At 64.7% G+C, this 13,239-nt stretch carries 12 protein-coding genes; 3 read left to right on the forward strand and 9 right to left on the reverse strand.

The genetic code is table 11. The annotated features are described in order from the left end of the window. Positions 1 to 5 precede the first annotated feature (5 nt). From ACLB90_RS00995 to ACLB90_RS01035, 9 genes are all read right to left on the reverse strand, one after another. Complete coding sequence (locus ACLB90_RS00995; RefSeq protein WP_411851217.1) at positions 6 to 365, reverse strand: hypothetical protein; 360 nt, start codon at positions 363 to 365, stop codon at positions 6 to 8. Between the two features lie 18 nt (positions 366 to 383). Next, positions 384 to 3,113, reverse strand: a complete 2,730-nt coding sequence (gene tssH / locus ACLB90_RS01000; RefSeq protein ID WP_411851218.1) for a type VI secretion system ATPase TssH — start codon at positions 3,111 to 3,113, stop codon at positions 384 to 386. Positions 3,114 to 3,138: 25 nt separating this feature from the next. Then, positions 3,139 to 4,230: a type VI secretion system baseplate subunit TssG gene (gene tssG / locus ACLB90_RS01005; RefSeq protein ID WP_411851219.1), complete on the reverse strand. Its 1,092-nt coding sequence runs from the start codon at positions 4,228 to 4,230 to the stop codon at positions 3,139 to 3,141. Continuing rightward, entirely contained in the window at positions 4,194 to 6,029 is a 1,836-nt protein-coding gene (gene tssF, locus ACLB90_RS01010) for a type VI secretion system baseplate subunit TssF (protein ID WP_411851220.1), read from the reverse strand. The genes tssG and tssF overlap by 37 nt, the downstream gene beginning before the upstream one ends. Before the next feature lies 1 nt (position 6,030). Next, positions 6,031 to 6,522: a type VI secretion system baseplate subunit TssE gene (tssE, locus tag ACLB90_RS01015; RefSeq protein WP_017356838.1), complete on the reverse strand. Its 492-nt coding sequence runs from the start codon at positions 6,520 to 6,522 to the stop codon at positions 6,031 to 6,033. A gap of 140 nt (positions 6,523 to 6,662) precedes the next feature. Further along, positions 6,663 to 7,160 (reverse strand): Hcp family type VI secretion system effector, encoded by a 498-nt coding sequence (locus tag ACLB90_RS01020; protein ID WP_017356837.1) that lies wholly within the window; start codon positions 7,158 to 7,160, stop codon positions 6,663 to 6,665. Positions 7,161 to 7,300: 140 nt separating this feature from the next. Beyond that, on the reverse strand, positions 7,301 to 8,794 hold the full coding sequence (gene tssC, locus ACLB90_RS01025) for a type VI secretion system contractile sheath large subunit (protein ID WP_017356836.1): 1,494 nt from the start codon (positions 8,792 to 8,794) through the stop codon (positions 7,301 to 7,303). A gap of 3 nt (positions 8,795 to 8,797) precedes the next feature. Then, positions 8,798 to 9,298, reverse strand: a complete 501-nt coding sequence (tssB, locus tag ACLB90_RS01030) for a type VI secretion system contractile sheath small subunit (protein ID WP_017356835.1) — start codon at positions 9,296 to 9,298, stop codon at positions 8,798 to 8,800. A 36-nt stretch (positions 9,299 to 9,334) separates the two neighbouring features. Beyond that, positions 9,335 to 9,964 carry a tetratricopeptide repeat protein gene (locus ACLB90_RS01035; RefSeq protein ID WP_017356834.1) on the reverse strand — a complete coding sequence of 210 codons (630 nt, stop codon included), beginning with the start codon at positions 9,962 to 9,964 and terminating at the stop codon, positions 9,335 to 9,337. A gap of 248 nt (positions 9,965 to 10,212) precedes the next feature. On the opposite strand from ACLB90_RS01035, the gene tssJ reads away from it, so the two are divergent. The 3 genes from tssJ to icmH all read left to right on the forward strand — a co-directional run bounded on the left by tssJ (position 10,213) and on the right by icmH (position 13,140). Further along, positions 10,213 to 10,827 carry a type VI secretion system lipoprotein TssJ gene (gene tssJ, locus ACLB90_RS01040; protein ID WP_411851221.1) on the forward strand — a complete coding sequence of 205 codons (615 nt, stop codon included), beginning with the start codon at positions 10,213 to 10,215 and terminating at the stop codon, positions 10,825 to 10,827. 187 nt (positions 10,828 to 11,014) lie between these two features. Beyond that, the gene (tssK, locus tag ACLB90_RS01045; RefSeq protein WP_017356832.1) at positions 11,015 to 12,349 is read left to right on the forward strand and encodes a type VI secretion system baseplate subunit TssK; all 1,335 of its coding nucleotides are present in this window, start codon (positions 11,015 to 11,017) and stop codon (positions 12,347 to 12,349) included. After that, positions 12,349 to 13,140 carry a type IVB secretion system protein IcmH/DotU gene (icmH, locus tag ACLB90_RS01050; protein ID WP_411852667.1) on the forward strand — a complete coding sequence of 264 codons (792 nt, stop codon included), beginning with the start codon at positions 12,349 to 12,351 and terminating at the stop codon, positions 13,138 to 13,140. The genes tssK and icmH overlap by 1 nt, the downstream gene beginning before the upstream one ends. The last annotated feature ends 99 nt before the right edge of the window (positions 13,141 to 13,239 follow it).

Raw genomic sequence — 13,239 nt, forward strand, 5'->3', positions numbered from 1 at the left:
ATCGGTCAGGCGGACTGGGTGATGCGTTCAAGCTGCAGCTTGCTGCCTTCGTTCAGCTGCAGGCGGTAATCGCGCCCACCGGCACTGACCGCCACTTCACGCGCGTTGCTGACCAGCTGGTTGGCCTTGCCCTGGGCAGGGGCCTGCATGTAGATCCGCCAGCTGCCGCGGCTGATCTGCGCAGCCAGATTGCGCGCATCCTGGCGCGCATCGGCAGCAGCACCGTGCAGCAGTTCGACGATGTGTTCCGGGCGCAGCCGGTTCCAGGCGCGGACATTATCGGTGTCGCGGGCCAGGCCCAGGTTCAGGCTGTCGCAGTTGGCCACGGCCTTGGCGCGGTTGAATCCGTAAAAATCCATATTCATGTCTCCTATCAAGTCAACTCAGGACAACGTGTATTTAAAGGCGCCGTTCTTCCCTGCGGTCACCTTGATGGCGTTGATCCGGTTCCCCTCGGCCATCGCCGCCAGGACGCTTTCCGCGATCTCTGGCAACAGCGTACCGTTGAGGATGTGATCAACGTTGCGTGCACCGGAATCCACTTCGGTGCAACGCGACAGCACGGCCTCGACCAGGCTGTCGTTCCACAAGAACGTGGCCTTGTGGTTGCCCGCCACGCGGTCGCGGATGCGACCGAGCTTGAGTGCGATGATCTGGGCCAGCACGTCGTCGTTGATCGGGAAGTACGGCACGACTTTCATGCGGCCCAGGAACGCGGGCTTGAAACTCTTCATCAGCACCGGGCGCAGGGCATCGCCCAGCGCATCGGCGGTGGGAATCTCCTCGGCGGGCTTGTTCAGGCACGCCTGCATGATCTGCGAGGAGCCGATATTGGAGGTGAGGATGATCAGCGTGTTGCGGAAGTCGATCTCACGCCCTTCAGCATCATCCATCTGGCCCTTGTCGAACACCTGGAAGAACATCTCCAGCACGTCCGGGTGCGCTTTTTCCACTTCGTCCAGCAGCACCACGCTGTACGGGTTGCGGCGCACCGCCTCGGTCAGCACGCCGCCCTCGCCGTAGCCGACGTAGCCGGGCGGCGACCCCTTCAGGCCGGAAACGCTGTGCGCCTCCTGGTACTCGCTCATGTTGATGGTGATCAGCTTGCGCTCGCCGCCATACAGGATGTCGGCCAGCGCCAGCGCGGTTTCGGTCTTGCCGACGCCGGACGGGCCGACGAACATGAACACCCCGCGCGGCTTGTTCGGGTCTTCCAGCTTGGCGGTCGCGGTGCGCACGCGCTGGGCAATGGCCTCCAATGCGTGGTCCTGGCCGATCACGCGCTCGACCAGCAGCCCGCCGAGGTTGCGCACGGTGCGGATCTCGTCCTTGACCATGCGCCCCAGCGGCACGCCGGTCCAGGCCGAGACGATCTCGGCCACCACGCCACCATCCACCTGCAGCGGCACCATCGGGGTCTCGCCCTGCAATGCACGCAGCTCACCCAGCAGGCGGTCCAGCTCGGTCTGCTGCGGCGATGCGCTGGTGGTCGCCTTCTTGCCACGCGCCGGCTTGTCGGCGGGGGCAGCGGCATCGACGGGCGCGTCCGGACCTGCTGTTTCCATCTGCTCGCGCAGCGCACGGATCTGGTCGGCCAGGGCGCGTTCGCTGGTCAGGCGCTGTTCGTTGGTGGCCAGCACCGCCTGCGCATCGGCCTGCTGCTGGCGCAGCTCGCCCAGGCGCTCGGCATGGTGATTGGCGCCGCCGGCGGTTTCGCGCTGCAGTGCCGACAGCTCGGCCGCCAGCCGGTCCAGGTGCTTGCGGGTGTCTTCAATGATCGCCGGCGTCGCGCTCTGGCCCAGCGCCACCTTGGCGCAGGCGGTATCGAGCACGCTGACCGCCTTGTCCGGCAACTGGCGGCCGCTGATGTAGCGGTGCGACAGGCGCACCGCTTCAGTGACCGCTTCGTCCATCACACGGATGTTGAAATGCGCTTCCATCAGGCCAACCATGCCGCGCAGCATCGCTGCCGCCAGCGCCTCGGTGGGCTCCTCCACCTTGACCACCTGGAAACGGCGGGCCAGCGCGGCGTCTTTCTCGAAGTACTTCTTGTACTCGCTCCAGGTGGTGGCCGCGATGGTGCGCAGCTCGCCACGCGCCAAGGCCGGCTTGAGCAGGTTGGCGGCATCGTTCTGTCCGGCGGTCCCGCCGGCACCGATCATGGTGTGCGCTTCATCGATGAACAGGATGATCGGATGCGGACTCTTCTTGACCTCGTCGATCACGTTCTTCAGGCGGTTCTCGAACTCGCCCTTGACGCTCGCGCCGGCCTGCAGCAGGCCCATGTCCAGGGTGTGCAGTTCCACGCCCAGCAGCACGTCGGGGACGTCCTTCTCGGCAATCCGCCGCGCCAGGCCTTCGACCACCGCCGTCTTGCCCACACCGGCCTCACCGGTGAGGATGGGGTTGTTCTGGCGGCGACGCATCAGGATGTCGATCACCTGCCGGATCTCGGCGTCACGGCCGATCACCGGGTCGATGCGGCCTTCGCGCGCGCGCTCGGTGAGATTGGTGGTGAACTGGTCCAGCGCCGGGGTCTTGGACAACCCGCCCTTCTGCCCGTCCACCGCGGCGGCGGTCTCACCGCCGAGGTCGCCCTCGCCCGCCCCGGCATCGGCGTTGCGCACCGTCTGCCCGGCTTCCTGCGAGCCCTCGGTAAGCTTGGCGAAATCGTGCTTGAGCGCGTCCACCTTGAAGCGCACGAACAGCTTGGACCCGCGGTAGGCCAGCTGCGACAGCTCCGGCTCGGTCATCAGCGCCAGCAGCAGGTGACCGCTGCGGATGCGGCTGGTTTCCGAGTCCAGCGAGGCGATCAGCCAGGCGTGCTCGAACAGCTTGGGAATGTGCTGGGAAAACACCGGCGTGCGGCTGTTGCCGGTCTTGAACTGGCTGATTTCATCGGACAGGTCGCGCTCCAGCGCTTCCGGCGCGATCCCGCAGCGCCGCGCGATCAACACGAAATCGCTCTGCGGCTGCTCCAGCAAGGCCAGGAACAGGTGTTCCAGATCAACCTCGTAGTTGCCACGCGACATGCACAGGTTGGCAGCACGCTCGGCGGCCAGACGGCAGGTGTCGTCCAGCTTGCTGATCAGGGTCTTGAGATTGATGCTCATGCGGGGAAACGCGCTCCTTGCTGGTTCATTGCAGTGTATGGATGCCGTACGTGGTGTCCGAACGCGGGCCCTCGGCAGCCCGCGAACACATGTAGCTGTCCCAGCCCAGGCGGGCGCCATTGCCGGCGCCCAGTCCCGAACCACGAACGTCCTGCTGGCGCAGCACCAGCCGCACCTCATATTCCAGCGTGCCACCGGTGAGCAGCGACAACCACTTCGCCAGCGCCTGCTCGGCGCTGCCGCCCGGCAGGAAGTCGTCGAACTGCTCGCGCCGCAGCGGGCCGATGCTCAGCCGCATGCGCAGATCGCGCTGCCAGACACGGTCGCCTGCCAGCGCACTGGAGCCCAGCGATGCGTTGGCCTGGCCCAGCCGCGTGGCCTGCCCGGCCGGCACGCGGTACCAGGCGCCCACGAACTGCTCCAGCACCAGCGGCACCTGGAAGTAGTCCGCGAGCACGCGCTGCATCAACGCCGCCGACACCGGGCGCTGGCGGATGGCGCCGGCATAGTAGGCAAAGGCCTGGTCGAACACATCGCCGTGGCCGTCCACCAGCCGGTCGCGCAGTTCGTTCATGCCCATGCCGAACAGCGACATGATCAGCGGCAGGAAGCGCTCGCGGCGGTCGATTTCGTATTGCAGGGCAAGGCGGTGCTTCTTCCAGGCCGCGTAGTGCAGCGACACCGCACGGGTCGAGAAGATATCCAGGAACGCACGTGCGGTACGGTCGCGCTCGTACAGCTCGCGCAACTGCAGGGTCTCGGTGTAGTGCAGCGGCAGCGCACCCGCGGTGCCGAGCAGGCCCATGAACTGCGGGGTGAGATGCACCTCGGCGAGCGTCTCGCCGATCAGCGCCTCCTCGATCGCGGCCGCATCCTCGAGCCGGTCGCCCTGCAGCGAGTACGCCACGCCTTCGGAGCTCAGCTCCGTAGCCGGGAAGCCGAGCGACAGCGAGTTGCGGAACCGCACCCGCATGGGCACAGCCTGACCGGACTTCACGCCCTGCCGCTGGAACACCTGCTCCAACAACCGCACCGCCTGGAAGAACTGGAAGCGATGCGGCTCGGCGAGCAGCTGCTGCGCTACGCCAGGATCGATTCGCCGCTTCGCGCCGGACATCGGACGATCTCCTCCCCCGACTCGCTGGAGACCAGCACCAGCCGGGTGAAACTGTTGGCATGCACGTACAGTGCAAAGAAGTGATCCATCACCTGGGCGAACGCGGCGATGCCGGCCCCCACGAAATGGTTCTCGTTGACGGTCAGTCGGATCTCCAGGCCCCGCACCACCGAGGCAAACTGTTTGCCGGACATCCAGCTGGTCACCGGATGCTGTTCGAGCGCCACCAGCCCGTCGATCTGGCGCGCGGATACGCTGCTGCCGGACAGGTCATACAGGCGCAACATTTCCTTCAGCGCGGTCAGGCCGCTGCCGGTCAGCGACAACTGGTTCAATGACAGGTGCGAGATCAGTCGCCACTGCGCGTTCTTGCCCTGGCGGAAGCGCATCGGCCGGGTCGGCTTGCGCAGCAGGCCGATCGCGCGTGCGGGCGTGCCCCCCTCCAGGCTGAGATCACCACCAGCCACACCGTGGGCCAGCTGGCTCGGCAGGTCGCGGTTGCTGCAGGTCAGCTCCAGGCTGACGGTATCGGTCTGCGGCAGCGTCGGGTTGAACGCCAGATCGACGAAGCTGATCTCCGTCTCGAAGCCGGGGCTTTGCCGTGCGATGTCCTCATCGCGGCGCGCCACCCAGTACTGCCCGGTGCGGTCGGGGTCTTCGCCGTGATGCAGCGAATAGAACGGCCGGAACGCCTGGATCATCTCGCCCTGAGGGGTCTGGCGGATGCGGTGCACCGAATCGATCGAATGCACTTCATAGGCGAACGCCCGCCGGGCATCCGGCAATACCGCGTAGTTGACGGTGCGATGGGTCACCCGGATCGGCTCGCCGGCCTGGGTGAACAGATTGACGATCGGCGTGCAGCCCAGGCGCACGTTGCTCGCACTCAGGTCTTCAAGCACCAGCTGGTTGCCGCGCTCGGGCGCGCTGGCGTGCAGGATCAGGTGCAGGGTGAAGCTGCGGCTGGCACCGGCCGTGACCGGCTTGAGGTCCAGGTCGACGAACCCGAACTTCTCCGGGTAGGCGAACAGTTCGGTCAGCAGGCGGTAGGCCGGATGCGAACGCGCCGGAAAATCGACCAGCGCCTCGTTGTCGGCAAAGCCGACCTGGCGCAGCGGCACGCTCTCCAGCCGGCGCCAGCGGCCGCCGCCATCGGCCTCGACGTAGGCCACCTTCACGCCCAGCGCCAGCGCATCGCGCAGCGCGGCGCGCAACGACGGCTCGCCATCCAGGAACAGGCGCAGGGCGTCGGTGCCCAGCGTGTCGAAACTGGCCTGGTCGGAGACCAGGCGGAAATTCAACGAGATCTGCGCACCGCTGCCCGCCGGCAGGCTGGTGGCCATCGGTGCCTCGGCGACACCGCGATAGACGGCAGACTGCACCACGATCGGTGCCAGCACCACGTCGTAGGCGGTGCGGAAGCGGCACGAAACACCGCGCACCGGGCGGCTCTGCAGGGCCGTGCCGCGCGGCACCGTGATCGGCGCACTGAGCTTGGCGGACACGCCGTCCATGTCGAAGTGCGCGATCGAGCACGACGGGAACGGCCGCAGGTAGTGCGGATAGAGCACGTCCAGCAGCGCGTCGGTGAACTCGGGATAGTCGTCCTCGATGCGCTTGGAGACGCGCGCACTGAGCAGCGCGAACGCCTCGATCAGGCGCTCGACGTGCGGGTCCTGGCTGCCGTCGGCATTGAGCTGCAGGCGCCCGGCAATCTTGGGGTAGCGGTCGGCGAACTCGCGGCCATAGCGCCGCAGGTAAGCCAGCTCGCGTTCGTAGTAAGGCAACAGATCCTGCATGTCAGACCGTCGCCTGTTGGCGGCGCATGCGGCTGACCTGGTACTGCAGGGTCGAGGGCTGCAACATCGCGTCAAAGCTCACCGGCTCCCGCGCCGGCTCAAGGTCGAGCAGCGCATGGATGGTGAAGTGCAGGCCGCCGCCGAACTGGGAGCCCACTTCCAGGCTTACCCCCACGTTCTTCAGGCGGCGCTCGTGTCGCGCCACGGCCTGCTCCAGGGAGCGGCAGATCGCAGCACGGTCATAGGCGTTGGCCAGGCTCATCGCCGAGAAATCGGCCAGTCCATAGGTCAACAGGGATTGCTTGCAGTTCGGAAACGCCGCCATGTCGTCTTCCTGGAAGGCGGCCCGGGAATTGAGCAGGCCCTCCAAGTCGCGCGCGATCGATTCCTTGTACTGCTCCAGCGATACGGACTTGAACACATGCCCTCCCCCGTTGGATTTGGGGGCATCGTCGAACAATTTCTCGAGCAAGCTGGGTTCGAGTCCCTTCATTCGTCATTCCGGTCTGTCTGCGTCCCTGCATCGTGCAGAGGGGCAACACGCGTTGCGGCCGATCCTGGCCGCGCCCGATGTACTGCCAGTGGCGTTTCAGACTGCGATGGCGCGCTAGGCGCCATCGCAGCGACACAACATCAAACGGCGTAGTTCGGAATGTTCTTGGTTGCACTCCACTGCGCCACGGCCTTGCCACCAACGCCGCCTTCCGGCTTCTGCTGCTGGTAGGTCCACTTGATCGCACCAAAGCTCAGCTGGATCACTTCCTGCGGCATACCATCGGAATCGACCGTGGTGGTGACGCGGTGAACCAGCACGTTCAGCAGCTCGACCAGGTAGTAATTGATCGCGTTGCCGTCCTTGTCGGCGCGCATGAACTCGATGCGGGCCTTCGGGAAGGTGGTGCCGTTGGCAGCCGCCTGGTTCAGAGCAGTGGAGGCGAGGTCGATCGACTTGGTGACTTCGATCGGCGACAGGTTCACACGCGCGGCAGTGGTGCCACCCGAGGTCGACGCAGTGGCCGAGCGCGGCTGCAGGAGGTCCTGCGAGAAGGACTGGATCTCAATCCAATCCTTGTGCTTGTCGTCGTGGGACTCGCCCTTGATGGTGTCGATGGAAAGAAAAGCGTGCTGCATATCTGGTCTCCTAAGTTCCGGTCTTCCGTGAGATTGGGTGCCGGGATTGCTCCCGGCGGTTCAGGGGGTTTAGCCCTCTTAGAAAAACGTCACTGCAAATCGGGACATCCGTCCCTTGACGCTACAGCAACATCAAAGCGTTACGACTTCTTTGCAGTCGCCGGCAGTTCGGCAACCAGTCGCAACGAAACAGACAGCTCATCGAGCTGGAAATGTGGCCTGATAAACGCCACAGCGCGGTAGACACCGGGCTTGCCCGGCACTTCCGAAACGTTCACAGCGGCTTCGCGCAGCGGGTACTGGGCCTTGGCTTCCTGGGAGGCGTTGTCGTCCAGCAGCACGTACTGCGAGATCCAACGGTTCAGGAACTCCTCGACGTTGCCCGCCGATGCGAAGCTGCCAATCTTCTCGCGCATCATCGCCTTGAGGTAATGGGCGATACGCGAGACGGCGAAGATGTACTGCAGCTGGGCAGACAGGATCGCATTGGCATTGGCCGAATCGGTGTTGTACTTCTTCGGCTTCTGTGCCGACTGGGCGCCAAAGAACGCGGCGTAGTCGGTGTTCTTGCAGTGCACCAGCGGCATGAAGCCGAGGTCACTGAGTTCTTTTTCACGACGGTCGGTGATCGCCACTTCGGTCGGGCACTTCAGCGCGACTTCGCCGTCATCGGTGCGGAAGGTGTGGGTCGGCAGGTCTTCGACCAGGCCGCCGCCTTCCACGCCGCGGATCGCCGCGCACCAGCCGAAGTCCTCGAACGCGTGGGTCAGGCGCGCGGCCATCGCGTAGGCGGTGTTGCACCACAGGAACTTGCTGTGGTCGCTGGCATCGACGTCTTCAACGAAGTTGAAGCCTTCCACCGTGGTCCCGTCTTTCGGGTTGTACGGCAGGCGACCCAGGAAGCGCGGCATGGTCAGGCCCACGTAGCGGCTGTCCTCGCTCTCGCGGAAGGACTTCCACTTGGCGTATTCGACGGTATCGAACACCTTGGCCAGATCGCGCGGCTTGCCCAGGTCGGTGAAGGTCTCCAGACCGAACATGCTCTCCGACGCTGCCGAAATGAACGGTGCGTGCGCGGCGGCCGCCACGTGCGACATCTGTTCGATGAAGTACATGTCTTCCGGCTGGCGGCCAACGAAGTAGTCGCCCACCAGGGCGCCGAAGGGCGCGCCACCGAAGGTGCCGAACTCTTCTTCGTAGACCTTCTTGAACAGCGCGCTCTGGTCGAAATCGATCGCGGACTTGAAGTCCTTGACCAGATCCTTCTTCGGCGCGTTGAAGACCTTGATCTTCATGTTCGGGCCGGTGGAGGTCTGCTGGCAGAGGTAATGCAGGCCGCGCCAGGTGCTTTCCAGCTGCTGGAACTGCGGGGCATGCATCACCGCGCTGAGCTGCTCGGAGATGATCCGGTCAATCTCGGCGATGCGCGCATCGAGGGTCAGGTTGAGGTTGTCCGACACCACCACGGTGCCTTCCAGCACCTCCTTGGCAAGCTCGGAGATGATGTCCTTGGCACGCTGGTGTTCGGTTTCGGACTTGGCGACCTTGCTCTTCTCGACGATCTGGTCGAGCAGGCCGATCTCCTCGACCGCGGCGGACGCCTGTTCGGCAACACCGGTAGCTTCTGCTGCCATGGCTTACTCCTCCTTCCCCGTGCCAAGCTTTTTGAGCTGCTCGGTGTTGTTCAGGACATCGGTCAACAGATCCTCGAGCTTCTCGTTGCCGGCCAGCTTGTTGCGCAGGTCGGCGAGCTTGGTGCGCGATTCGAGCAGCTTGCGCAGCGGCTCGATCTGGTCGACCACGGACTCGGGGCGGAAATCGTCGATGGAATTGAACTTCAGTTCCACGCCGAACTCGCCGCCGCTGTCGCTGATCTTGTTCGGAACGCGGTACACCGCACGCGGTGCCACGCCTTCCATCACTTCATCGAAGTTGTCCAGGTCCACATTGACGAACTTGCGGTCCTTGACCTTCGGCAACGGCTGCTCCGGGTTGCCGCTCAGATCGCCGAGCACGCCGACCACGAACGGCAGCTCCTTCTGCTCGATCGCGTCGCCCTTCTCGACGTCATAGGTAAGCTGCACGCGCGGGGGGCGGATCTTCTGCAACCGCTTTTGAATGCTGTCCTTCTTGGCCATCGGTGTCTCCTGACTGGGGGCCGTACGAAATGCGGATCAGTTGCCGCCGACGTTCTGGAACGGGTCCGCACCGGCACCGGACGAAGCCGGACGCGCGGGCTGCGCGGCGGGTGCCGCGGGCGTGGTCGTACGACGGGCAGCCGGGGCGGTGCGACGACCGGCACGGGTGGCCTTCGGCTTCGCCGGCGGTTCCAGGATGGCTTCACCCATCGTGGTGCGCAGCGTGGTGGCCAGCGTCTGGGCTTCCTTGCGGGCCGTGTCCGACGCCAGTGCGCCGCGGCCCTGCAGGCGCTTCAGCGACTGGTTGGCGATGCGGAAACCGGCAACGGTCAGCACGCCATCGGCGACAAGGTCGTCCGGGTCGCGCTGCAGCACTTCTTCGGCGGCCACGATGGCACGCGCGTAATTGCCCTGGTCGAACTGCAGCTGCGCGATGCGCACCCACGGTTCCTTGCGGGTCGGATCGGCGCGAGAGGCAGCTTCAAAACTCGTGATTGCCGCTTCGGCACCTGCCGTGGTGACCTGCGCTTCGGCTGTCGTCATCGACGTGTCGAAGGGCGGCACCACCGCCTTCTTCGGCGTCGATGCGCATGCAGCCAAACCCGACAGCAGTACCAATGCCAGCATCGGCCGATAGACGGCCTTCCCCTTTTCCTTCACTTTCATGCCAATCCCTCGTAGAAACTCCTAAAGGTAAGACCGGTCCCCGCCGATACTACACACGGGATTCCGTCCCCTACCGCCGCAAGTGTACAACTGCAAATACGCAAGGGTATAGTGAAGCGCATAGATTGCTTCAATGCAACGCCGCAGATTTTCACACCCTCTTCCGCGTCCTGCTGTATGCGCAATGGACTCCCGCGCATGAATCACTCTCCCTGTCCTTTTTCGCCCGAGAATGCATGAAGCCTCTCATGAGCCGAAATATTTGCTTAGGCCGTCACACTCTCTTATGTGTTGTCACGGCGATGTCATTGTCCTTGTCGGGGTGCGCCAGCGGTGGTCTCGGCAAGGCTATGGACAAGACATTACAGGCCGTTGGCATCAAGGAAGCACCGCCGGATGCCCCGCCGACCATCCCGTTGCGGCTGTATGCCGGTACCAATCTCAACGCCGGCAATGACAAGCGCCCTACCGCCGCGGTGGTGAAGATCTACCACCTGCGCAGCGCCCAGCGCTTCGAACAGGCCCCGTTCAACGCCTTCCTCGACCAGAACGGCGAGCAGGCCGCCCTTGGCGCGGACCTGTTGTCGGTCAATGAGATCGTGTTGACCCCCGGCGCGCGCCAGGAGCTGAAGGAACAGTTGAGCGAAGGCGCGGGAGTACTGGGCGTGGTCGCCCTGTTCCGTGCACCGGCCGACAACCGTTGGCGCCTGACATTCGACGGAAAACAGAAAGCGCTGCCTGCCGACGGTATTACCGTGGGAATCCATGCGTGCGCGTTGACGACTGACAGCCCGGCCTTGGTCACACGGCTTTCCGGTGATCCGAGCAGTCTGGCATCCGTGCGCTGCGTCTCTCCTCGCTGAGGGGTGACTTCATTCTGACGTCAGAATTCCAGCATACGGTAGTATCCAAGCATCGCCACACAACGAAACTGTGAGGCGGAGCGCACTTTCACATTCCTGTATTGGGAATGTGTGTGGAAACCTAGCGTTCATCGGGCGCGGTTTGCCTGAAATTTCCAAGGATTGAAATGTGGCGTATGTAAGCAGGATGTCGAAGGTTCTTTGGGGTGAGGGTCTGTTTCTGCGACCCCAGCATTTCCAGCGTCAGGACGCATACCACGAGGCACGGCTGCAGGATCTCTCGCTGACCCTGCACCCGTATGCATGGGGCTGCCGTCGCGTGCGTTTCGATCCGCAGGCGCTGAACGGTGGCACGCTCCGCCCGCTGGACATCTCGGCGGTGTTCCCCGATGGCGAGAGCTACGACGCACCCGTCCACGATGCGCTGCCCGATGCGCTGTCGCTGAAGGACCTGCCGCCCGGCGTGCAGTCCACCGTGATCCACCTCGGGCTTCCCCTGCTGCGCGACGACGGCGACAACTGTGCCGATGCCGACGCCGCGCAGCTGGCGCGCTACCGCCAGGTCAACCGGGCCGCCAACGACCTGTTCACCGATGCGGTGGAGGCCGAACTCGGCTTCCTCGGCAAGGCGGTCAAGCTGCTCACCGACGAGCATCCACGCGACTCCTACGCCACTGTTGCGCTGGCGCGCATCCGTCGCACCTCCACCGGCGGCTTCGAACTGGATGAGGACTTCATTCCGCCGTGCGCGCACCTGGAAGCCTCGCCCACCCTGCACCGTGAGCTGCGCGGCATCCTGGATTCGCTGCAGGCCAAGGTCGACGCGCTGTATGGCCTGCACCGCGAGCCGTCCAAGAACATCATCGAGTTCCGCTCGGGCGACATTGCCTCGTTCTGGCTGCTGCACACCATCAACTCCTCGTTCAGTGCGCTGGCGCATCTGTACCACCATCCGCAGCTGCATCCCGAGCGGCTGCACCAGGAGCTGCTGCGCATGGCCGGGGCGATGTTGACGTTTTCGAACGCGTACGCGCTGAACGACCTGCCGCGCTATCAGCACACCCAGCCGGAGGCAGGGTTCCGCCAGTTGTTCGACATCATCCGCAACCTGCTGGACACGGTGATCTCGGCGCGCTACTTCAAGATCGCGCTCAACGAGATCAAGCCGTCCTACCACCTCGGACGCCTGGACTCGCAGCGCATCGACGACAACGCCTCGTTCTACCTGGCGGTATCGGCCGACATCCCCGCCCAGGAACTGGTGCAGATGGTGCCGGTGCGTTTCAAGGTTGGCGCGCCCGACGACGTGGAAAAGTGCGTGCTCTCGGCACTGCCCGGCGTGAAGCTGGCGCACGCCAACCAGGTGCCCGCCGCGATCCCGGTGCGGCCTGGCAGCCACTACTTCGAACTGGATTCGCGCGGCGCGCTGTATGAGCGGATGCTCAAGGCACAGTCGCTGATGATCTACGTGCCGGCCGGCGTTGCCGATCTCAAAATGGAACTTGTCGCGGTGACCTCATGATGAATTCGCCCCTGCCCCCTACCCCGGGCCCGATGCCTTCGCTCAGCTCGCACGGCGGCATGGCCGCGCCATCGCCGCAGGCGGCCAACCCGCAGAGCCTGCAGGACCTGATGGCCGACGGCTTCTACCTGCTGTTGCTGCTCAAGCGCGGGCAGCTGCCGGCGGATGCCGAAGCGTTCGTGCAGACCGTGCAGAAGTTCCTCGACGGTGTGGAGCGCAATGCCAACCGCATGGGCATCGCCTCCGAAGATGTCTACGCCGCCAAGTACGCGTTCTGCGCGGCGGTGGATGAGGCGATTCTGTCCCAGCCCTCGGCGCTGCATGAGATATGGGAGCGCAACCCGCTGCAGCTGCGCCTGTTCGGCGAGCATCTGGCCGGTGAGCACTTCTTCGACCGGCTGGAAGAACTGCGCCGTCAGGGCGCACCGCGCCTGCCGTCGCTGGAGGTGTACCACTTCTGCCTGCTGATGGGCTTCGAGGGCAAGTACCGCCTGGAAGGCACCGAGAAGCTCGGTTACCTCACCGCGCGGCTGGGCGACGAGATCGTCTACCTCAAGGGCAAGCGCCACGGGTTCGCACCCCATGCGCTGCCGCCGGACCACATCCGCCACAGCCTGCGTCGCGTTGTTCCGCTGTGGCTGCCCGCCGCACTGGTGGCAGGGTTCGGCGTGATCGGCTTCTTCGGCCTGCGCTTCTATCTGGGTCACGAAACCCAGCAACGCATGGCCGCCTACAACGACGTTGTCCAGATGCCACAGCGAACCGCGCACATCACGATCACCCTGCCCTGAGGCGGGTGATCGACCCTTCAGCATGACGCCGCACCGCCGGCGTCATGCGGATGTCGCGCCGGATCGCGCGCATCCTCGCCACTGCTTCAGGAGCCTGTC

The sequence above is a fragment of the Stenotrophomonas sp. LGBM10 genome (genome assembly GCF_046736075.1).
Classification (GTDB): Bacteria; Pseudomonadota; Gammaproteobacteria; order Xanthomonadales; family Xanthomonadaceae; genus Stenotrophomonas.